General features: G+C 67.7%; 18 protein-coding genes and 2 pseudogenes. 9 read left to right on the top strand and 11 right to left on the bottom strand.

Going from position 1 to position 19956, the window contains the following annotated elements:
• Nucleotides 1–36: 36 nt before the first annotated feature.
• Entirely contained in the window at nucleotides 37–315 is a 279-nt protein-coding gene (locus tag Q9R14_RS00810) for a DUF1294 domain-containing protein (protein ID WP_306003128.1), read from the top strand.
• Here Q9R14_RS00810 and Q9R14_RS00805 read toward each other — a convergent pair.
• Nucleotides 305–1603 (bottom strand): annotated as a pseudogene (locus Q9R14_RS00805) (dicarboxylate/amino acid:cation symporter). The gene Q9R14_RS00810 and the pseudogene Q9R14_RS00805 overlap by 11 nt on opposite strands.
• A gap of 128 nt (nucleotides 1604–1731) precedes the next feature.
• Here Q9R14_RS00805 and Q9R14_RS00800 point away from each other — a divergent pair.
• The 5 genes from Q9R14_RS00800 to Q9R14_RS00780 all read left to right on the top strand — a co-directional run bounded on the left by Q9R14_RS00800 (nucleotide 1732) and on the right by Q9R14_RS00780 (nucleotide 4544).
• Entirely contained in the window at nucleotides 1732–1932 is a 201-nt protein-coding gene (locus Q9R14_RS00800; protein ID WP_039244534.1) for a hypothetical protein, read from the top strand.
• A gap of 70 nt (nucleotides 1933–2002) precedes the next feature.
• Nucleotides 2003–2668, top strand: coding sequence for a glutathione S-transferase (locus Q9R14_RS00795; RefSeq protein ID WP_306003127.1), 666 nt, complete (start codon nucleotides 2003–2005; stop codon nucleotides 2666–2668).
• Nucleotides 2669–2722: 54 nt separating this feature from the next.
• Entirely contained in the window at nucleotides 2723–2923 is a 201-nt protein-coding gene (locus Q9R14_RS00790; RefSeq protein ID WP_045809837.1) for a hypothetical protein, read from the top strand.
• Nucleotides 2924–3069: 146 nt separating this feature from the next.
• Entirely contained in the window at nucleotides 3070–3543 is a 474-nt protein-coding gene (greA, locus tag Q9R14_RS00785; RefSeq protein ID WP_055752933.1) for a transcription elongation factor GreA, read from the top strand.
• Nucleotides 3544–3548: 5 nt separating this feature from the next.
• Nucleotides 3549–4544, top strand: coding sequence for a mitochondrial fission ELM1 family protein (locus Q9R14_RS00780; RefSeq protein ID WP_306003126.1), 996 nt, complete (start codon nucleotides 3549–3551; stop codon nucleotides 4542–4544).
• Nucleotides 4545–4668: 124 nt separating this feature from the next.
• Here the strand turns inward: Q9R14_RS00780 and Q9R14_RS00775 are convergent, their stop codons facing one another.
• Nucleotides 4669–4959 (bottom strand): hypothetical protein, encoded by a 291-nt coding sequence (locus tag Q9R14_RS00775; protein WP_306003125.1) that lies wholly within the window; start codon nucleotides 4957–4959, stop codon nucleotides 4669–4671.
• A gap of 69 nt (nucleotides 4960–5028) precedes the next feature.
• Here Q9R14_RS00775 and trxB point away from each other — a divergent pair, with 69 nt between their 5' ends.
• On the top strand, nucleotides 5029–6036 hold the full coding sequence (trxB, locus tag Q9R14_RS00770) for a thioredoxin-disulfide reductase (protein WP_306003124.1): 1008 nt from the start codon (nucleotides 5029–5031) through the stop codon (nucleotides 6034–6036).
• Between the two features lie 16 nt (nucleotides 6037–6052).
• Here trxB and Q9R14_RS00765 read toward each other — a convergent pair whose 3' ends face one another.
• The 4 genes and pseudogenes from Q9R14_RS00765 to Q9R14_RS00750 form a co-directional block, all read right to left on the bottom strand.
• A complete protein-coding gene (locus Q9R14_RS00765; protein WP_306003123.1) occupies nucleotides 6053–7012 on the bottom strand; it encodes an aldo/keto reductase in 960 nt (319 codons plus the stop codon).
• A gap of 70 nt (nucleotides 7013–7082) precedes the next feature.
• Nucleotides 7083–7505: pseudogene (locus Q9R14_RS00760) on the bottom strand (response regulator); the annotation flags it as partial.
• Nucleotides 7506–7553: 48 nt separating this feature from the next.
• Entirely contained in the window at nucleotides 7554–9491 is a 1938-nt protein-coding gene (locus Q9R14_RS00755; protein ID WP_306003122.1) for a PAS domain-containing protein, read from the bottom strand.
• 79 nt (nucleotides 9492–9570) lie between these two features.
• Nucleotides 9571–10752: a cell wall hydrolase gene (locus Q9R14_RS00750; protein WP_306003121.1), complete on the bottom strand. Its 1182-nt coding sequence runs from the start codon at nucleotides 10750–10752 to the stop codon at nucleotides 9571–9573.
• A gap of 236 nt (nucleotides 10753–10988) precedes the next feature.
• Between Q9R14_RS00750 and Q9R14_RS00745 the strand changes: the two genes are divergently transcribed.
• Nucleotides 10989–14228, top strand: coding sequence for a PAS domain S-box protein (locus Q9R14_RS00745; protein WP_306003120.1), 3240 nt, complete (start codon nucleotides 10989–10991; stop codon nucleotides 14226–14228).
• Nucleotides 14229–14291: 63 nt separating this feature from the next.
• Here Q9R14_RS00745 and Q9R14_RS00740 read toward each other — a convergent pair whose 3' ends face one another.
• Nucleotides 14292–14648 (bottom strand): DUF6481 family protein, encoded by a 357-nt coding sequence (locus Q9R14_RS00740; RefSeq protein WP_055752926.1) that lies wholly within the window; start codon nucleotides 14646–14648, stop codon nucleotides 14292–14294.
• Nucleotides 14649–14894: 246 nt separating this feature from the next.
• Nucleotides 14895–15080 (bottom strand): hypothetical protein, encoded by a 186-nt coding sequence (locus Q9R14_RS00735; RefSeq protein WP_137722277.1) that lies wholly within the window; start codon nucleotides 15078–15080, stop codon nucleotides 14895–14897.
• A gap of 378 nt (nucleotides 15081–15458) precedes the next feature.
• Here Q9R14_RS00735 and Q9R14_RS00730 point away from each other — a divergent pair, with 378 nt between their 5' ends.
• Nucleotides 15459–16652, top strand: a complete 1194-nt coding sequence (locus Q9R14_RS00730; protein ID WP_306003119.1) for a cell wall hydrolase — start codon at nucleotides 15459–15461, stop codon at nucleotides 16650–16652.
• A gap of 21 nt (nucleotides 16653–16673) precedes the next feature.
• Here the strand turns inward: Q9R14_RS00730 and nadC are convergent, their stop codons facing one another.
• From nadC to Q9R14_RS00715, 3 genes are read right to left on the bottom strand one after another with little or no spacing between them, the layout of a single operon-like run.
• Complete coding sequence (gene nadC, locus Q9R14_RS00725) at nucleotides 16674–17531, bottom strand: carboxylating nicotinate-nucleotide diphosphorylase (protein WP_306003118.1); 858 nt, start codon at nucleotides 17529–17531, stop codon at nucleotides 16674–16676.
• Nucleotides 17528–19042 (bottom strand): L-aspartate oxidase, encoded by a 1515-nt coding sequence (locus Q9R14_RS00720; RefSeq protein WP_306003117.1) that lies wholly within the window; start codon nucleotides 19040–19042, stop codon nucleotides 17528–17530. The genes nadC and Q9R14_RS00720 overlap by 4 nt, the downstream gene beginning before the upstream one ends.
• The gene (locus Q9R14_RS00715; protein ID WP_306003116.1) at nucleotides 19039–19899 is read right to left on the bottom strand and encodes a site-2 protease family protein; all 861 of its coding nucleotides are present in this window, start codon (nucleotides 19897–19899) and stop codon (nucleotides 19039–19041) included. The genes Q9R14_RS00720 and Q9R14_RS00715 overlap by 4 nt, the downstream gene beginning before the upstream one ends.
• Nucleotides 19900–19956 lie beyond the last annotated feature (57 nt).

Below are 19956 nucleotides of genomic sequence, written 5' to 3'. Positions count from 1 at the left end.
GCAAGGCTGTAGCGGCCGAACGCCGGAGACAAGCCGATGTCCAATCTCGATCTGGCCCTGATCGCCATCCTGTGCGGCGAAGTGCTGGGGTTTCTCGCCTTCGCCAGGGACAAGCGGCGCGCCAAGGCCGGCCTGTGGCGGACGCCGGAGTCCACACTGTTGCTGTTCGGCCTGATCGGCGGGCTGGGCGCGTGGATGGGTCAGCACATCCTGCGCCACAAGACGCGCAAGGAGCCGTTCAGGACCCAGTTCGGCCTGATCGTCCTGCTCCACCTGATCCTGCTGGCGGGCGCCGCCGCCTGGGTCATTCTGTAACGCGATCGCCCTCGCCCGCCCCATCTTCGCCCGCCACGATCCGGGTCGCGGCCAGGTCGGCGGTGACGTTGCCGACGGTGCGGAAGATGTCGGGGATGACCTCGACCGCCAGCAGCAGCGGCAGCACGCCCAGCGGCAGGCCCATGGCCAGGCAGATCGGGCCGATGGCGGCGAAGAAGCTGACCTGACCCGGCAATCCGACCGAGGCGATGGACACGGCAATGGCCGTCAGCCCGCCGGCGACCAGCACGCCGAGCCCCAACTCCACCCCGTGCAACTGCGCCACTTAGAGACAGACCGCCAAGTTCGCGACAGGGCTGGTGATGCGGAACACCGCCACGGCCAGCGGCAGAACGAGGCCGGCGGAGGTCTGGGGCACGCCCAGCCAGTCGCGCGCGCGCTCGATCATCACCGGCAGACTGGCCAGCGACGACTGGGTCGAGACGGCGACGACCTGGGCCGGGGCCACGGCGCGCGCGAAACGGGCCAGCGAAATCCGCCCCCACACAATCGCCACGACATAGATGATCAGGATCAGGCCGATCTGGCTGAGGCAGACGATGGCGACATAGTGGGCCAGCGTCCCCGCCACCCCGAGGCCCGCGCGCAAACCCACGCCCAGCGCCAGGGCGAACACGCCGAACGGCGCCGCCAGCAGCACCCAGTGGACGATGACCACCATGGTCTCGGCCACCGCCTCGAAGAAGCCGGCCAGGGGCCGCCGCAGCTCGGCCTTGATCCGCGTCGCGGCGAAGCCGAAGGCGACGGCGAAGACCACCACCGCCAGCACCCCGTCGTCGGACGCCGCCTTGATGACATTGGCCGGCGCCAGACTGGCGAGGAAGGCGCGCAGGCCGTCGGTGCGCGCCGCCTCGCCCACCGTCGCCAGGGATTCGGCGCTGACGCCCGCCAGCAGCCCACGCCCCGCCTCCGGATCGATCGGCCAGACCGCCAGCAGGCCCAGGCCCGCCAGGATCGCATAGAGCGTCGCCCCGACCAGCAGGACGCCGAACACCACCAGCGACCGCACCGCGATCCGGCCCGTCGCCGCCGCATCGGCGATGGAGACGATGCCGGTCACCAACAGGCTGAACACCAGGGGAATGACGGTCATGCGCAAGGCGTTCAGCCACACCTGGCCCAGGCTCTCGACCACGCCCAAGGCGCCGGTCAGCCAGGCGGCCTGCGATCCTTGCGCCAGGGCGCCGACGACGACGCCGGCGACCAGGGCCGCGATGACGAAAAAGCTCAGGGAGGTGAAGAAGGCGGCGATGCGGGATTGGCTCATACCCTAGCGCTAGCACCGCTTGACGCATCGCGCGCGCCAAACCTTCTGTCGGTCGCTGACAGTTCATGTCGTCGCAGGGCGAACCCCGGTCGCACACCGCGCGTTGGGACGACGAAAGGAACTCCATCATGTCCCGTCTGCACAAGCTCGTTCCCCTCCTCGGCAGCCTGCTGCTCTCCAAGGGCGGCCGTCGCGTCGCCGGTCGTCACGCAGGGAAGCTGGCCTTGGCGACCCTGGCCTATGAGGTCTGGCGCAACCGCCGCGAAGGCGCCAAGCCCAAGGTCGCGCCGCAACCGCGCGGACGCTGGAGCGGCCGCCGCCCGCGCTGAAGCTGCAATCGCCGCTCGACTTCTGGGGCGGCGTTGCGAATAGTCATGCCTCGCCGCCCGGAGCCGACCCATGATCAAAGTCCACCATCTGAACGACAGCCGCTCGCAACGCGTCCTGTGGCTGCTCGAAGAGTTGGGCCTGGACTATGAGGTGGTCCGCTACCAACGAAACCCCGGCAACCGGCTGGCGCCGCCCGAGCTGCTGGCGATCCACCCGCTGGGCAAGTCGCCGGTCATTGAGGACGGCGCGGTCAAGGTCGCAGAGACCGGGGCCATCGTCGAATATCTGCTCGATACCTACGGCCAAGGTCGCCTGCGTCCAGCGACGGGAACCGAAGACGGCCGTCGGTTCACCTATTGGCTGCACTATGCCGAGGGGTCGGCCATGCCGCCCCTGCTGCTGAAGCTGGTCTTCAGCATGTTGCCGCGCCGCGCGCCCGCTCTGCTGAAACCCATCGTCAATGGCGTCGCCAACAAGGCGATCGCCAGTTTCGTAGACCCGCAACTGCGCACCCATGTCGGCTTTTGGGAAGACGAGCTGGGCCGCTCGGAATGGTTCGCGGGCGACCTTTTCACCGCCGCCGACATCATGATGAGCTTTCCGGTCGAGGCGGGCGCCGACCGCGCCTTCGACGCCGAGACCAAGCCCCGTTTGAAGGCCTTCCTGAACCGCATCCATGCACGGCCCGCCTATCAGCGCGCGCTCGAACGCGGCGGTCCCTACAGCTACGCGTGATCGGATCGTGATCGCGGCGGCGCAACCCGCCGTGGTCGAGGGCGTTAAGGTCTCATGCGCCTTCAAACCATTCAGATCGTGGCCGGACTGGCTGCGGCCGTCGCCTTCGTCCTCGCCTTCATGGCGGCAGGAGCCGCCTTGATTTCCGGCATCTTCATGCTCGCCGGCCTCGCCGCCGTGGGTTGGCTGGCCTACAGCCTCATCAAGGGCGTCCTGCGCCGCGACCACAAGCCCGAACCGCCGGCCCGCGCCTGAGGGTCAACCGGGGCGGGCATTACGCTCTTGAATTCCTGAGCGAGAAACCCTAGTCTTGATGCCCGGCCGCGCCCGCCCCGCGGCCTTTTGTGTGCTTATCTCGCGTCTTTCCAGTCTCCGGGCGAACCAGAAAAATCACGACACAAATGGAAAAAGTGCCGATGACGGGCGAGGGCTACCGTGCCCTCGACGATCAACTGAAGCAATTGAAGTCGGTCGAAAGGCCGAGCGTGATCGCCGCCATTTCCGAGGCGCGTGAGCACGGCGACCTGTCCGAAAACGCCGAATACCATGCCGCCAAGGAGCGTCAGGGCTGGATCGAAGGCCAGATCGCCGAGATCGAGGACAAGATCAGCCGCGCCCAGGTCATCGACGTGTCCAAACTGTCGGGCAGCCAGGTCAAGTTCGGCGCCACGGTCACCGTGGTGGACGAAGACACCGAGGAAGAGGCCACCTATCAGATCGTCGGCGAACACGAAGCAGATGTGAAGAAGGGCAAGATCTCGATCGCCTCGCCGATCGCGCGCGCCATGATTTCCAAGGAGGTCGGCGACGTCGTGGAGGTCAACACCCCCGGCGGCGTGAAGGCCTACGAGATCCTCAAGGTCGAGTGGAAGTAACAACGATGGCGGGGGCAGCGTCCGCGCGCCCCCTCTCTCCCGAGCCTTTGGCCATCTGGGTCGCCTCCGACGGCCGTGCCGGCATCGAGAATCAGGCGCTGGGTCTCGCCGAGGCCGTTCAGCGCCTGACCCCGGCCGAAATCACGATCAAACATATCCGCTGGCGGCCGATCTTCGACCGCCTGCCGTCGGCGTTGAAGACCCCGGCGATGCTGGCGTCCGCGCCGCTGACCGCCCCCTGGCCTGATCTGTGGATCGCCACGGGTCGCGCGACCCTGCCGCTGTCGACCCGGGTCAAGGCCTGGAGCGGCGGCAAGACCTTCGTCGTTCAGACCCAGGACCCCCGATGGGCCAACGACCGCTACGACCTGATCGTCGCCCCCGCCCATGACGGTCTGTCGGGCGACAATGTCTTCGAGATCACCGGCTCGCCCCACCGCATCACGCCGCAGCGGATCGGTCAGGCCGCGCCCGCCTTCGCCGACCGGATCGCCTCCCTGCCCTATCCGCGCATCGCGGTGCTGATCGGCGGCAAGTCCAAGGCTTTCGACCTGCCCCCCGCCCATGCGGCCGAACTGGCCGACCAGATCGCCGACGCCGTGCGAGCATCTGGCGGCGCGCTGATGCTGACCTTCTCACGCCGGACGCCCGATGCGGCCAAGGCCGTCATGACCGCGCGCCTTTCGGACCTGCCGGGCTGGATCTGGGATGGGACAGGCGAAAATCCCCTGTTCGGCTTCCTGCATTTCGCCGACCACATCCTGGTCACCGAGGACAGCGCCAATATGGCGGCCGAGGCCGCCTCCACCGGCAAGCCGGTCCATGTCCTGCCGATGATGCCGCTGAAGGCGGGCGACAAGTTCGCTCGCCTGCACGACGACCTGCAATCGCGCGGCGCCACCCGTCCGTTCGACGGCGCGCTGGACGGCTGGACCTACGAGCCGCTGGCCGAGACCGACCGCGCCGCGCGCGCCGTTCTGGAAGCGATGCGGACCCGATAGCGAAACCCACGTCCGTTCCTGACGCAGCCAGGCCCCATGGTGGCGGCCGTCATCGGGAGGCTTCCTAAGAACGGCTCGCAAAAATCTGCACGAAAGTGCACTAAAATTTTCTGGAGTGGCCTTTTCAGTCGCCGCCACCCCCGCCGCCGCCGTCACAGCCGCTGTCCCCGCTGCAGTCAGAGCCGCTGGGCTGGGACGTATCCGATGACGGCATGACGGCGCCGCCGTCCGATCCGCCGCCCTTTTTGGCCTTCATGTTCGCCGCCCCCATCAGGGCCACGCCGAACCCTGATCCGATGGCCGTGCCCAGGGCGAGACCCAGGCCGACGTTGTCCAGGGCCACGCCCAGCGCCACGCCAGTCGACAGGCCCATGCCGATCCCGATCGGCAGGAAGGCCGCGTTCTTGTTCGTCATCCCCATCTCCCCTGCATGTCGGGCGAGACTAGCATCGCGCAAACGGGAATCACCGCCTAAATAGGGGCCATGACCCAAGCTCGTACCGTTCGCGTCGCCATCATCGGTTCCGGCCCCGCCGGCTGGACCGCCGCCATCTATGCCGCCCGCGCCTCGCTGAACCCCGTCGTCATCGCCGGCATCCAGCCCGGCGGCCAGCTGACCATCACCACCGACGTCGAGAACTATCCCGGCTTCGCCGACACCATCCAGGGCCCCTGGCTGATGGAGCAGATGCAGGCCCAGGCCCTGCATGTCGGGACCGAGGTCATCCACGACATCGTGGTCTCCGCCGACCTGTCGCAACGCCCGTTCCGCCTGAAGCTGGACAGCGGCGAGGAGATGCTGGCCGAGACGGTGATCATCTCCACCGGCGCCCAGGCCAAATGGCTGGGGCTTGAGAGCGAGGCCGCCTATCAGGGCTTCGGCGTCTCGGCCTGCGCGACCTGCGACGGCTTCTTCTATCGCGGCAAGGAAGTCGTGGTCGTCGGCGGCGGCAACACCGCCGTCGAAGAGGCGCTGTTCCTGACCAACTTCGCCTCCAAGGTCACGGTCGTTCACCGCCGCGACGAGTTCCGCGCCGAGAAGATCCTGCAGGACCGGCTGTTCGCCCACCCCAAGGTCGAGGTGATCTGGAACTCGGCGATCGAGGAGATCGTCGGCGTTGTGGACGGCATGGCCAAGAACGTCACCGGCGTTCGGCTCAAGAACGTCCAGGACGGCTCGACCCGGGAAATCCCCGTCGACGGCGTCTTCATCGCCATCGGTCACGCCCCGTCGTCGGAACTGTTCAAGGGCCAGCTGGAGACCAACGCCGGCGGCTATCTGCGGGTCAAGCCCGGCACCGCCTCGACCGAGATCGAAGGCGTCTGGGCCGCCGGCGACGTGACGGACGACGTCTATCGCCAGGCGGTGACCGCCGCCGGCATGGGCTGCATGGCCGCCCTGGAAGTCAGCCGCTTCCTCGCCGAGGAAGACCACGCCAAGGCCCACAACCCCATCAGCCACGCCGAGGCGGAGAAGATCGGGGTCTGGTGACCCCGGTCTTGCACGATCAGTAGGCCGAGGCCTCCGTCAGTTCCGCCAGATCCTCATCTGACAGCTTAAGCGTCGCCGCCTTCAGCGTGTCGGCCAGTTGTTCGGTCGAGGTGGCGCTGACGATCGGGGCCGTGACGCCCGGCTGGGCCAGCAGCCAGGCCAAGGCGACTTGGGCGGAGGTGGCCTCGTTCTTCTGCGCCACGGCGTCCAGAACCGCCAGAATACGCACGCCGCGCTCGTCGAACTTGTCCTTCAGCATGCCCTCGCGCTTGGTCCCGGCGATCTGATCGACAGTCTTGTATTTGCCGGTCAGGAAGCCGCTCTCCAGGCTGAAATAGGTAATGACGCCCAGGCCCTTCTCGACGGCCAAATCCTGCAATCCGCCCTCGAAGGTGTCGCGGCTGTAGAGGTTGTAGTGCGGCTGGACCGTCGCATAGGCGGCCAGACCCTCGCGCTGCGAAATGTCCAGAGCTTCGGACACCTGTTCGGCCGAATGATTGGACGTGCCGATGGCGCGTACCTTGCCGGCCTGCACCAGCTTATCCAGCGCGCGCAGCGTCTCCTCCTGCGGTGTCTTCGAATCCGGCCAGTGGGTTTGATACAGGTCGATATGGTCGGTCTGGAGTCGGCGCAGCGACGCCTCGACCGCCGTCTCGATCCAAGCCGGCGACAGGTCGTTGTGGCCCTGCCCCATGTCCGATCCGACCTTGGTCAGGATCTTGACGTCGTCGCGCCGGCCGCGCGCCTTCAGCCACTTGCCGATGATCGTCTCGCTTTCCCCTCCAGAGTGGCCCGGAACCCAGCGCGAATAGGCATCGGCGGTATCGATGGCGTCAAAGCCGGCCTCAACGAAGGCGTCCAGCAGGGCGAATGACGTCGCCTCGTCCGCCGTCCAGCTAAAGACGTTGCCGCCGAACACCAGGGGGGCGATGTCCACGCCGCTGGAGCCGAGCTTGCGTTTGGGAAGGGTTGTCATGGGGAGGTCTCCTTGCAGGGAGCCTTCGACATATGCCGCATCGCTGCGACCGCAACCGCCTCGGCGGCGGTCAGCCGAAGAGTTGAAGACCCGGAGGCGCGTAATCGACCGGTTGGCCCTGACGCCGACGCAGCGCGTAATCCACGGCCGTCTGCACCGCATGTTCGTCGGTCGGTTTGGACAGCACGCCGATGGTGCCGGCCACGCCCTCGCGCACCATGCCGGGATTGGCCGTCATGAACAGGACGGAGACGCCCATGTCCTGGCCCAGTTCCCGACCCAGGTTGATCCCGGTAGGACCATCGGACAGGTGGATGTCGACCAGAGCCAGATCGACGTCGTTCTCGCGCACCAGATCGCGCGCGGCCTGTGCGGTCGCGGCGACGCCCAGAACCTCGTGACCGAGATCCTCCAGGACGAACCTGAGCTCCATCGCAACGAGAGCTTCGTCTTCGATGATGAGGATACGCGCAGTCATGGCTCGATCGGGTGTTCGGGAACGTACGTAACGCCAGTGTGAGGGTTAGGTTTCAATAGAAGACTAATTTGAATATCCGCCCGCCGCACGCCGCCTGGACAAGGCCGTCGCCGGCAGATCCACGACGACCTGAAGCCCCTCTGGCCGCCATTCGCGCGACAGCCGACCGCCCAGCTGTCCCTCGACTGACAGACTGGCCAGGGAGGAGCCGAAGCCGGTGCGCTGCGGCATGCCCTGGATGACCGGACCGCCTGTTTCCGACCAGGTCAGGACGAAACGATCCTCCTGTCGCTCTGTGTCGAGCGTCACGACTCCTCCGCGCTCGGACAGGGCGCCGTATTTGGCGGCGTTGGTCGCCAGCTCATGGAACAGAAGCGCCACGGAGGTCGCCGCCTGGTCGTCGAAGACGGCGTCCTCGCCCCGGATCACGACGCGCGCGCCGCCCGTCTCGTCCGCATAGGCCTTGAACAGGTCGGACAGGAAGGAATGCAGCGTCGTCGCACCGATCGTGGTCTTGGACGTCTCCGTATGCGGTCGCACGAACTCATGCGCCCGAGCCAGGGCGGCGATGCGTGTGCGCAATGAGGCCGCAAACGCCTTGGCCTCCGGATACTGGCGCGCAGACAGGGCGACCAGGGCGGTGACCACGGCGAAGATGTTCTTGATCCGGTGGCTCAGCTCCTGGCTGACCAGCTCGCGGCCTTGCTCCAGCCGCTTCAGCTCATCGATATCGGTCAGGGTGCCGAACCAGCGGGTGATCTCGCCCGCCTCGTCGCGGATCGCCACCGCGCGGCCCAGGGTCCAGCGATAGACGCCGCTGTGATGCTTCAGCCGGTATTCGATCTCATAGGGCTCGCCGGTTTCCAGCGAATTGCGCCACACCGCCCACGCCCGCTCGCGGTCGTCGGCATGGAACATGTCGTTCCAGCCTTCGCCGTCCGTCGAACCCAGCGGCACGCCCGTGAATTCGTACCAGCGGGCATTATAGTAGTCGTGAAAACCGTCCGGCAGGGTGGACCACACCATCTGCGGCATGGCGTCCGCCAAGACCCGGAACCGGCTCTCGCTTTCACTCAACGCGACCGCGATCTCGGCGAGATCCGTCTCGATGGTCTTTCGTTCGGTGATGTCCACCGCGACGCCAGGGAAGCGGATCGGCTTGCCCTCCGCGTCGAAATAAACCTGCCCGCGCGCCAGAACCCAACGCACGTCATCGCCCTGGCCCAGACGATATTCGCTGACGAATACGCCGTCGCCCGTCATGGCTCGGTCTATCTCGTCGGCGACGCGCTGGGCGTCGTCGGGATGGACGTTACTTGTGAAAACCTCGATGGCCGCGCCCTCGCGCGCCGCTTCGGGATCCACCCCGTACATGCGAGCAAAGCGTTCGTCGGCGATCACGCGGTTCTCAGGAATGTCCCAGTCCCAGGCCCCCACATAGGCCGAGGCCTCCATCGCCAACCGCGCTGTGCGGTCGCTGAGGTCCCGGTCCAACAGGGCGCGCCGCAGCTCCAATTGCGTCATCACCTGTTGCGCCAGGGTCTTGAGCGCCATCAGCTGAAGCTCGGTCAGACCTTGCGGGCGCGGCTTGTCATCCAGAACGCATAGGGCGCCCAGCGGCACGCCGTCGGGCGTCCTCAGCGGATAGCCGGCATAGAAGCGGATGTGCGGCGCGCCCGTCACCAGATCATTGTCGATGAAGCGGTCATCCTGCATCGCGTCGGGGATGACCATGACGTCGTCGCCCAGCATGGCGTGGGCGCAGAACGACAGCGGGCGCGGCGTTTCGCGCACGCCCAGACCGACCTCGGACTTGAACCACTGACGCTGGGAATCGACCAGACTGACGGCGGCCATCGGCGCTTCGCAGATGCGCGCGGCGAGCGACGCCAGATCATCGAACGACCCTTCAGGCGTCGTGTCCAGCACGCCGTAGCTCGTCAGGGCCTTCAGACGGTCGGCTTCGTCCCACCTCGGACAATCGACTTCGGGGTGGGTCAAGCAGGCGTCCTCGCTGGGCCGGTCAGCCCCGGCCATCGACATCAATGCTCGGAGTGACGAAGCGTTGCAATGCTGGATGTCAGTTCGCGGGGCGACCGACTTCCTCCACATCCATTGTCGTGACGCCCGCCGGGGCCGGAGCGGCCGGCTTTGTGGCGACTGCGGGCTGCTCCAGGGCGTTCAGACGCGCGTTAATGGCGGCGACTTCGTCACGCGTCGGCAGGCGGCGACCGCCCAGGCTGACCACGCCGACGACCCGCTGTTGGCCATCGATCTCGACCGTCTTCAAAGGCGCGTCTTTCAGCGGAACGTCGGGATCGGCGCCGCCGGTTGCGGAGCCGGCCGCGATCGTCATGCGCGGACGCGAGAAGCGCGCCTCGTCGATCGCCGGTTCGCGCCCATTGTAGGTTTTGCGGAAAGCGGCCGTTTCGCCATAGACGCCCTTCCAACGATAGAAGATGTGCGCCCCGATCTGCGTCACCTTGGCCACCGTCGGCGCCCACCAGGGATGCACATAGTCGGCGTGATAATGGGTGGCGGTGCCGACGTCCTGAGCCACGGCGCCGTTCAGCGCCCGCTCCGCCACCTTGCGCGCCCGCTCCCACGCCCAGCCGACCGGCGCCTGGCCCAGCGAGCCGTCGCAGGTGAAGCTGAACTGACAGCCGGTGACGCGTTCGGCACCCTCGAACACCACGCCGCAGACGGTGTTGGCGTAGTTCGGATCGCGCACGCGGTTCAGGACCACCTGAGCCACGCCCGCCTGGCCGTTGTCCGGCTCAAGCGCCGCCTCATAATAGACGGCCTGGGTCAGGCAGCGCAAAGCCCGCCTGCGATCCTCGGCGCTACCCTTGAACACGAACGGCAAGGCGGGACGCAGCGGGCCTGACGCGGGCGCCATGGCCGCGTTCAGACGTTGGGCCTCAAGGCCGCTCTTGCCCGGTTCCAGACCCGGCTTTCCAGCCAGCGTCAGGCTCTCCCAACCCGGCGTCAGCCCGTAAAGGGCCGGTTGCAGAAGGTTCGGATCATGACGCATGGCCACCGCCAGTTGCGACGGCGTCAGTCGCCCCTTGATTGCCGCCAGCCCGCCCGCGCCCAGATCGCCGCCGGTGATGCGCGAGACCGCCTCGGCCGTCCGATCCATGTCGGGCCGCACGCTGGACCCCGCCGCCATGGCGACGCCCAGCACCGCGCCGGCCGCGGGCAAGGCCGCCGCCGAACGCCGCAGCGCCTTCCACATCGTTTTCCAGGGCAACCGGGTCATTCAGGGTCCAACAGCCGCGATCGGCGCAACGGCCTTTCGCTGAGATCGCGCGTCTAGTCCGACTTATAGGCCATTTTCCGGCGCCACAACGACCGCCGTTATCGCATCCCTTTGCGCGTCAGGGGTGGTCGCCCCAAACGCAAGGTGTAAAGCTATGTTCCAGCGGCGCAAACGCGTCGCTGGTGGGGCGAACCGAGGATATGAGCGCAGGCGGATCGAAAGGGCGGATCGCAGGCATGGATCGCTGGCTGGTCGGCCTGGCGCGCTTGCCCGCGACCTCCGCGTCGCGTCGTCTTTTGATCGGGATCGGCATCGGGCTCGCCGGGCTGGTGATACGGGCGGCAGCGTCGCCGCTGTATGGCGAGGTGACCGGCTTCACCATCCTGTTGCCTGCGGTGACGCTGGCGGCGCTGGCGGCCGGCTGGACCGGCGCCCTGGCGGCGCTTGCGGTCTGCACCAGCGGCGGCTGGGCGATCGTCGCCCTGACGGCGACCGGTCGCGATGGCGTGCTTGACGCCATCGGCGGTGCGGCGACCTGGAACTTCGTTCTGGTCGGCCTGTTCTTCGCGTTGGTGGGGTCATCACTGCGCAAGGCCCTGTCGCGGCTGAGTGAAAGCGAGACCCGCTTCCGCGAATTGGCCGATACCGCCCCCTCGCCGATCTGGCTGCTGGACGCCAAGGGCGAGTTCGAGTTCGTCAACGCCGCCGTCTTCGCCTTGCATGGGCTGGACATCGAGGCGTTGCGCGAGGGCGGCTGGAAGACGGCCGTGCACCCCCACGATCTGGAAACCGTAAAGGCGGCCGAGAAGGCCGGCGCCGCTGATCGCAAGCCGTTCCAGATGGAGGCGCGCGTTCAGGGACAGGACGGCGTCTGGCGCTGGATGCGGGCCGTCGTGCGTCCGCGCTTCGACGGGCAAGGCGCCTTCGTCGGCTATGCCGGCATTTCCTTTGACGTGACCGAAACCCACGAGGCGCTGGATGCGGCGGCGCGCGCCGCGCGGCGTCAGGCCTTCCTGCTGGACCTCAGCGACCGACTGCGCGACCTGACCGATCCCGAAGACATCATGGGCGATGTGGAGAGCACCCTTGGCGCCCTGCTGGATGTCGAGCGGGTGGGCTATGGCGAGGTGGATCAGGCGGCAGGCGTCGTCTCCATGAGCCGCGACTGGACCGCCGGCGTCGAAAGCGCTCAGGGTCAGTTCAGCCTTAACGCCTTTGGCGAAGGTCTGATCGCGGACCTGAACGCAGGCCGCACCATTCAGATTTCGGATGTGCGCGACGACCCTCGCACGGCCGCGGTCGCCGACGCCTTCGACGCCATCCAGACCCGCGCCCTGGTGCGCGCGCCGCTGATCCGCACCGGACGCTTGCGCGCGTTTCTCTATGTCCATTCCGCGACCCCGCGCGACTGGACCGAGGCCGAGGTAAGCCTTGTCGAGGAAGTCGCCGCGCGTACCTGGGCCGAGGTCGAGCGCGCCCGCGCGGAAAACGAGACCCGTGAGAGCGAGCAGCGGTTCCGCGCCATCGCCGACACCGCGCCGGTTCTGATCTGGGTCACGAAACAGGATCGCACGCGCGCCTTCGTCAACCGCGCCTATGTCGACTTTCACGGCTCGGACTATCAGACCGTCCTCAACCTGGATTGGCGCGACGTGCTGCATCCTGAGGATCAGGCGCGCATTCTAGCGGAGTCCGTGAATGGAGAAGCGACGCGCGAGCCCTTTTCGATGGAGGCGCGCTATCGCCGTCACGACGGCGAATGGCGCTGGCTGAAATCCTTCTCCCGTCCCCGTCTGGCAGGTCAGGACGTCGTCGGCTTCGTGGGCGTGGCGTTCGACGTGACAGACATGCGCACGGCCCAGGCGCGACTGGAGGAATCCGAGAACCGCTTCCGCACCGTCGCCGACAGCGCGCCCGCCCTGATCTGGATGAGTGACGACGCCGCCCAGATGGTGTTCGCCAACAGGCGCTATCGCACTTTCTTCGGCGTAGAGGCGGACGCGCATCTGCCCGATAGCTGGCGACGCCTGATCCACCCGGATGACGAAGGAGTGTTCGCCGCCGCCTTCATGCGCGCCTTCGAGGCCCGGGATCGGTTCGAGGCGCTGACGCGGATCAACCACCCGACGCTCGGCCCGCGCTGGTTGCGAACCGAAGGCGTACCGCGCTTCGACGCCTCGGGCCTATTCCAGGGTTATGTCGGCGCCTGCCTTGATGTGACCGACGCCAAGCGGGCCGAAGACGACCTCAAACGCATCAATGAACTGCTGGAAGAACGGGTCGATGAAGCCCTGATCGAAAAGGCCCAGGCCGAGGCGCAACTGGTCCACGCCCAGCGTATGGAGGCGGTCGGGCGGCTGACCGGCGGGGTCGCGCACGACTTCAACAATCTGCTGACCGTGGTGATCGGGGCGTTGGACATCATCCTGCGGAGCGAAGACGCGGCCAAGCGCAAGAAGCTGGGCGAGGCGGCGCTGGCGGCGGCGCGACGGGGCGAGAGCCTGACGCATCAGTTGCTGGCCTTCTCGCGTCGTCAGGCGCTGCGGCCCGAGCCGATCGACCTGAACGCCCTGATCCGCGAGAGCGAACCGCTGCTGCGTCGGGCCGTCGGCGAGGCGGTGGACTTCAAGGTCAAGCTGAAGCGCGGCGGCGCGCCCGCCAATGTCGATCCGGCCCAGTTCGAAGCCGCGCTGCTGAACCTGATCGTCAATGCGCGCGACGCCCTGGGCGATGTGACCGGAGCCAAGGGCCGCCAGGCCCGCATCATCGTGCATACGCGGGCCTGCACCGTCGAGGCCGGACAGATCGCCGAACTGTCGGCCGGCGACTACGTCTGCGTCAGCGTCGCCGACAACGGCGAAGGCATGTCGCCGGACATCCGCGACCGGGTGTTCGAACCCTTCTTCACCACCAAGGGCGTCGGCAAGGGCACAGGCCTGGGCTTGAGCCAGGTCTATGGCTTCGCGCGCCAATCGGGCGGCGGGGTCCAGATTATCTCCGAGCCGGGCCGCGGGGCCGAGATCTGCATCTTCCTGCCGCCGCTGTCGGCGGAAGACGCCGCAGTGACGTCGAACCTGGTCGCCGCCGATGGCGCCGCCTTGGTCGAGGGCGGGCGGATGTTGCTGGTGGAAGACGACGCCGGCGTCGCCGCAGTCGCGTTGGAAATCCTGGAAGGCTTCGGATTGGAGGTCGATTGGGCCGAGACGGGCGACGATGCGCTGAAGTTCCTTCAGGCCGACGACTTCGACCTGATGCTGACTGATGTGGTGATGCCCGGCGGCATGAGCGGCATCGATTTGGCGCGCGAGGCGGCGGCGCGCTGGCCGGACCTGCGGATCGCCCTGACCTCGGGCTACGTCGGCGAAGACGTGGATGCGGTGCTGGCCGACACGGTCTGGCCGCTGCTGAGAAAACCCTATTCGTCGGAACAGTTACGCACCCTGCTGGAACGCCTAAGCGCCGCCCCGACGAACTGAAGACCAAAGAAAAACGCGCCGCAGCGATGCGACGCGTCGATCTGGTTGGAGCTGCAGCTAGATTTAGCGGCGGGCCTTGCGGGCGGCGTAACGCGCGTCGCGCTTGGCCTTCTGCTCTTCCTTGGTCAGTTGCTTGCGCGCCTTGCGGTCGGCGCGCTTTTCGGCGTCGATCTCTTCCTGGGCGGCGAGTTCGGCGGCCAGACGAGCGGCTTCCTTTTCCGCCTTTTCACGGCGCTGCTCGGCCTTGGCCAGCTCGTGCTGCTGACGCAGGGCTTCCTTTTCGGCGGCGCGCTTTTCGGCCAAGCGCTCGAACTCGGGATCGGGCGCGGCAGCCTTGGGCTTGAATTTGGCGAGCAGGGCCTTCTTGGCCTCTTGCTGGGCGGTAATGCGGTCGGAGAATCCGGTCTTCAGATCTTTCATGCGAAAGCGTCAGGGTTCCTTGTGAGCGACCAGGGCGGTCGTCGGGGGTCAGGCTGCGCCACGCACGGCCCGAAGCGGGGCGCACAAAGCCGATAAGCGCGCGAAAATCAAGGTTCGCAGCCCGCAAATCGGCCTGATGCGTCATTTGGAGCGTCGCGGCAGCGTGGCCGCAACACCTTAATCAGATAAGCGACGCGGCCCGTATCGCAAGCGCAGCGATAAGAGCGTGCGTCGATCAAGGCGGTCTTAGTTCGGCTTCTGCGCCTGACCGACGGCCGTCCCGGCCGCGCCGCCAACGGCGGCCCCGACCGGCCCGCCGACGACCGCGCCGGCGATGGCGCCGCTGGCGGCCTTCTGTTCGATCGTCGCGCCGCAGGCTGACAGGGCGAGCGCCGTCGCAGCGGCTGCGGTCAGGGTGATGATTTTGGTCATGGCTTCTCTCCAAAGGCCACGCTTCAACGCAAACGCCGCACAGCGGTTCCTGGCTTGGGCTCTAGTTGCGTGGACACTCCACGCCACAATTCTAAACAGATTTTATCAATGCATTTAGTCTGTCGCGCCGCAACATATCTATAGATAACAAGTCTCACTGTAGTTGGATACAGTATTAAAGCGATAGATTTATCTGGTCTTGCCGTTTTGCAGCCACACAGGGTGCCGAGACTAAAAAATGCCCATCGAAATCGACGCGTTAACCATAGGATTGCGAATCGAACACATTGAGGCCATAAAAGGCTGGCTAAAGGCCCGTCCTCGACGCCCGAGCCACTGAGCCGAGCGCCGGAATTTGCAGGCTGGACCGCGACCGCAATGGGTCGCCTCGCCGGCAAGACTACCCCGGGGGCCGCGTTTCTCGCCCTGCTGAACAGGACTACCTCGTTGTCGCATTCCTCGCAGACGCGCGCCATTCTGCGCGCCGATCGTGTGGCCAAGATCAAGCCCATGACGGCCGCTGTAGCCTTTGGCGGCCTGTTGGGACTGGCGATCGGATGCGCCTATCTGGGCGGCACGACGGCGCGCGCGACGACGCTGCGCGCCCAGGCCGAACGGATTCAGGGCGCCACCGCCGCCGGTTTCACGGAAGAAGCCCTTGCCGCCGCCGCCGGCGGCCTCGACGCCAGCGCCCTGACCATCGCGCGGCGTCATGATCCCTATACCAGCGCGGGCTCGGCCCAGCGCGATCGCCAGGCCGAACTGCTGGCCGCTCGTCTCGAACAACTCCGTGCGCCGGGCGACCCCAACCTTCGCCGCGCCAGCCTGACCGCCCCAACCGCCGCTCCCGCCTTCCGCGTGGCCAACGCCCTGGACGCCAGCCGCGATCTCGATTGCCTGACCCAGGCCGTCTATTATGAAGCCCGTGGCGAGGGCGCCGACGGCATGAAGGCCGTAGCTCAGGTCGTTTTGAACCGCGTGCGCCACCCCGCCTTCCCCAAGACCGTCTGCGGCGTCGTCTTTCAGGGCGCGGCGCGCAGCACCGGTTGCCAATTCTCCTTCACCTGCTCCGGCGCGATGCGCGGCCGCGTCAACCAGGCCGCCTGGAACCGCGCCAGGACCGTGGCCTCGAACGCCATGTCGGGATCGGTCTTCTCGCGTGTCGGCAATGCGACCCATTTCCACACCACCGCCGTGACGCCGGGTTGGCGTTCGTCGCTGGTGCAGGTCAGCCAGGTCGGCAGCCATCTGTTCTATCGCTTCGGCGGCCGTTCGAGCAGCGGCGGCACCTTCACCTACGCCGCACGTCGCGCGGCGCCGGCGGACCAGCCGCGCCTGATCCAGGCCGGCCTCAACCCGGTCGAGACCGCGCGTCAGGCCGGACAGGCGGTCGCCTATTCGATGGTGTTGGCGCAGGAAGGTCGCGCCCTGCCCACGCCGGCGGCCCAGTCGACGACGCCTTCGCTTGCCGCCACACGCGCCGCCGCTGCCCAACCGGCTTCCCGCCCCGCGCGGGCGAACGACACGCCGGCCAAGACTGACGTCGCCGAGACGGCCTCCAGCCCCGCTTGATCGGCGGAGGCCTGCAAGCGGTCAGAGCGCGTCCAGGCCAATATCGAGAACCGGCGCCGAATGGGTCAGGGCGCCGACCGAGATGACGTCCACGCCCGTCTCGGCGATGCCGCGCACCGTCGTCAGATCGACCCCGCCCGAGGCCTCCAGCACGATCCGCCCGGCGACGCGCGCCACGGCGGCGCGCAGGTCGTCGAGGCTGAAGTTGTCCAGCATGATGACATCCGGCGCCGCGCCCTCGTCGATCAGGGCCAATACGGCGTCCAGCTGATCCAGCCCATCGACCTCGACCTCGACCTTCATCAGATGCGGGGCGAAGGCTTTGGCCCGCCGCACCGCCTTGGCGACACCGCCGCAGACGGCGACGTGGTTGTCCTTGATCAGGATGGCGTCATCCAGGCCGAAGCGATGGTTGATCCCGCCGCCGCAGGCCACGGCGTGCTTCTCCAGCGCGCGCAGCCCCGGCGTGGTCTTGCGCGTATCCGCGATCCGCGCCCTGGTCCCGGCGACGGCCTCGACATAGGTGCGCGTCGAGGTCGCCACGCCGCTGAGCCGTCCGACCAGATTGAGCGCCGTCCGCTCGGCCGAGAGGAAGGCGCGCGCGTCGGCCTCGACAACAGCCAGCACGGCGCCCGCTTCAAAGGCGTCGCCGTCTCTCAATCTCAAATCGACCGAGGCCTGCGCGTCCAAGGCCAGCACGGCCAGGCGTACGCAGTCGATGCCCGCCAGAACACCGGGCTTTCTGGCTGCAAAGGCCGCCTTCATCCGCGCATCCTCTGGGATGCAGGCCATGGCGGTCACATCGCCGGCCCGACCCAAATCCTCGGCCAGCGCCAGACGCACGACGGGCTCGATCAGCACTTCGGGAAGTCGTCTCATTCCGCCGCCTCCAACGCCGCCGGGTGGGGGATCCGCGCCCGCGTATGCACCGCCGCCCCATGCGTCTGCGGATAGTCCGACCGGTAGTGCCCGCCCCTGCTCTCGCGCCGGTCGAGAGCCGCCTGGGCGATCAGCCTCGCCGCCAACAGGACGGCCGCCGGCCCGTGCCGGCTCTCCAGCCGGTCAATCAGGGAGATGAGGATCTGTAGACCTTCCGCATCACGCACGACACCCGCATGGGCCGTCATGGCGGTCCGCAGTTCGGCCATCGCCGCATCCGGCAGGTCGGGCGAGATGTCAGCCGCCAAGGGGCGGCCGCCGCCGCCTTCCTGGGCCGCCGACCGGCCCGCGCGCCGACCGAAGGCCGCCGCTTCCAGCAGGGAGTTGGACGCCAGCCGGTTGGCGCCGTGCACGCCGGTCGCCGCGCACTCTCCGACCGCATAAAGGCCCGCAACCGACGTGCGGCCATCGGCATCGGCGGCGATCCCGCCCATGTGATAGTGGCACGCCGCCATCACCGGGATCGGGCTGACGCGCGGGTCCAGACCGGCGCGCATACAGGCACCGAAGACGGCGGGAAACGCATGCGGAAACTCGTCCCCGATCGCCGTGCGTGCATCCAGAAAGGCTCCTCGCCCGTCGGCGCGCGCCGCATGGACCGCCCGCGCCACCACGTCTCGCGGCTTCAGATCGGCGTCGGCCTCGTCGCCCAGCAAAAACCGTCCCTGACCATCGATTAGCCGCGCGCCCTCGCCCCTTAGAGCCTCAGTCGCCAGCGGCGCGGGGTCCAGTCCCACGTCGATGGCGGTGGGGTGGAATTGCACGAACTCCGGATCGAGGATTTCCGCGCCGGCGCGCGCGGCCAAGGCCATCCCTTCGCCCTTCAACGCCGCCGGGGTCGTGGTCGCTGCGAACAGACCGCCCGCCCCGCCTGTGGCCAGCACTACCGCCGTCGCCGTGATCTCGACAAGGCGGTCGCCGCGCACGACCACCGCCCCGACAACCCGGCCGTCGGCGTCCTGCGACAGGGCCTTAAGCCGCGCGTCGTCCCAGACCTCGATCAACTTTTCAGCCCGCACCGCCGCAACGACGGCCGACAGGATGGCCCGGCCTGCGCCGTCGCCGCCGACCCGGGCCACGCGAGGAACGGAATGAGCCGCCTCCAGACTGACCACGAAGCCGCCGTCCGCATCCCGGTCGAACGGCGCGCCCAGGGCCGCCAGCCACTCGACCGTCTCGCGCCCGGCGTCGGTCAGGGCGCGCGCCGCGACCGGCTCGACCAGACCTGCGCCCGCCGCCTCGGTATCCCTGGCGTGCAATGCGGCCGAGTCCTGTCCTGTCAGCGCCGCCGCCATCCCGCCCTGCGCCCAGGCGGACGAACAGGCGTTCAGCAACGGCTCGGGCGTCACGACCAGAACCTTGGCCCCAGACTTCGCCGCCTCCAGCGCGGCCGACAGCCCCGCCAGCCCCGCCCCGACGATCAGAGGTCCGTCATGCCGCGTTCGGTTCATCGTCCAAAGCCTAGGTAGTTGAGGCCCAACTGCACCGCGCCGGACGGATCGCCCCCGGTCATCGGCATCAGGGCGCCGACGGCCGCCGCCGCGCACACCGCCAGGGTCAGCAGATAGAGCGCCAGGCTCTTGCCCGCCTCGGACCAACTCAGCGTGCCCCAGGCCGCACGCCAGACGCCACGCTTCAGATGGCTGAACACCGACAGGGCCAGGAAGGCGGCCAGGATGAACCGCCCGGTCGTCAGGCCCCACCACACCACCGCGACACCGATGACCAGCAGCACAATCTGCTCAAGGCGCGGGTGCACACGCGTCAGCACCGGCCCTAGAGCCTTGGATCCATCCAGAGGCGGCGCCGGCACGAGGTTCACCAGATTGAGCATGGCGATGAAGAAGGCGCCCATCAGCCATTCGCCCTGCCCCAGAACCATCCAGACCCCGACGAACGGGATCATCGCCAGCAGGCCGAAGGCCGGTCCGGCCAATGACACCAGAACCCCGTCCCACTCGCTCTTCGGCTCACGCCGCGCCTTGGCCAGGCCGCCCAGGAAGGGGATGATGTAGATGCGCGCCGGTCCCATACCGAGCTTGTTCATCGCCAAGGCGTGGCCCGCCTCATGGACGAACAGGCCGATCAGCACCGCGCCCGCCACGATGGCGCTGCCCGTGATCCACCACAGAAACCCGCCCATCAGCGCCGTGGACAGCATCGCCCAGACCAGGCTCTGATCCTTCTCGACCGGCGCTTCGGCTGCGGGCGTCGGCGCGGCCCCACGCGCCGATGTCGGTTCGGGCTTGGCGTCCCAGGGGCCGGGCGCGCGGCCGGGCGTTTGATCTGTCGTGTCAGTGTTGCTCATGGCGTCCAGATGGGCGCAAGGACCCGCCCCGTCGCCGGGACCGATCGCCGCGTCACG

Source organism: Brevundimonas sp. C43, assembly GCF_030732185.1.
GTDB lineage: Bacteria > Pseudomonadota > Alphaproteobacteria > Caulobacterales > Caulobacteraceae > Brevundimonas > Brevundimonas diminuta_C.
The sequence above is the reverse complement of the archived record's forward strand: the minus strand, read 5'-3'. Positions and strand labels throughout refer to the sequence as shown.

Bases quoted from the DNA above. Each gene is read 5' to 3' on its own strand.
- Q9R14_RS00720 (WP_306003117.1), bottom strand. From the start codon at position 19,042: ATGAACCGAACGCGGCATGACGGACCTCTGATCGTCGGGGCGGGGCTG.
- Q9R14_RS00730 (WP_306003119.1), top strand. From the start codon at position 15,459: ATGGGTCGCCTCGCCGGCAAGACTACCCCGGGGGCCGCGTTTCTCGCC.
- Q9R14_RS00810 (WP_306003128.1), top strand. From the start codon at position 37: ATGTCCAATCTCGATCTGGCCCTGATCGCCATCCTGTGCGGCGAAGTG.
- Q9R14_RS00735 (WP_137722277.1), bottom strand. From the start codon at position 15,080: ATGACCAAAATCATCACCCTGACCGCAGCCGCTGCGACGGCGCTCGCC.
- Q9R14_RS00800 (WP_039244534.1), top strand. From the start codon at position 1,732: ATGTCCCGTCTGCACAAGCTCGTTCCCCTCCTCGGCAGCCTGCTGCTC.
- Q9R14_RS00715 (WP_306003116.1), bottom strand. From the start codon at position 19,899: ATGAGCAACACTGACACGACAGATCAAACGCCCGGCCGCGCGCCCGGC.
- Q9R14_RS00775 (WP_306003125.1), bottom strand. From the start codon at position 4,959: ATGACGAACAAGAACGCGGCCTTCCTGCCGATCGGGATCGGCATGGGC.
- Q9R14_RS00790 (WP_045809837.1), top strand. From the start codon at position 2,723: ATGCGCCTTCAAACCATTCAGATCGTGGCCGGACTGGCTGCGGCCGTC.
- Q9R14_RS00750 (WP_306003121.1), bottom strand. From the start codon at position 10,752: ATGACCCGGTTGCCCTGGAAAACGATGTGGAAGGCGCTGCGGCGTTCG.
- nadC (WP_306003118.1), bottom strand. From the start codon at position 17,531: ATGAGACGACTTCCCGAAGTGCTGATCGAGCCCGTCGTGCGTCTGGCG.
- trxB (WP_306003124.1), top strand. From the start codon at position 5,029: ATGACCCAAGCTCGTACCGTTCGCGTCGCCATCATCGGTTCCGGCCCC.
- Q9R14_RS00740 (WP_055752926.1), bottom strand. From the start codon at position 14,648: ATGAAAGATCTGAAGACCGGATTCTCCGACCGCATTACCGCCCAGCAA.
- Q9R14_RS00780 (WP_306003126.1), top strand. From the start codon at position 3,549: ATGGCGGGGGCAGCGTCCGCGCGCCCCCTCTCTCCCGAGCCTTTGGCC.
- Q9R14_RS00795 (WP_306003127.1), top strand. From the start codon at position 2,003: ATGATCAAAGTCCACCATCTGAACGACAGCCGCTCGCAACGCGTCCTG.
- Q9R14_RS00765 (WP_306003123.1), bottom strand. From the start codon at position 7,012: ATGACAACCCTTCCCAAACGCAAGCTCGGCTCCAGCGGCGTGGACATC.
- greA (WP_055752933.1), top strand. From the start codon at position 3,070: ATGGAAAAAGTGCCGATGACGGGCGAGGGCTACCGTGCCCTCGACGAT.
- Q9R14_RS00745 (WP_306003120.1), top strand. From the start codon at position 10,989: ATGGATCGCTGGCTGGTCGGCCTGGCGCGCTTGCCCGCGACCTCCGCG.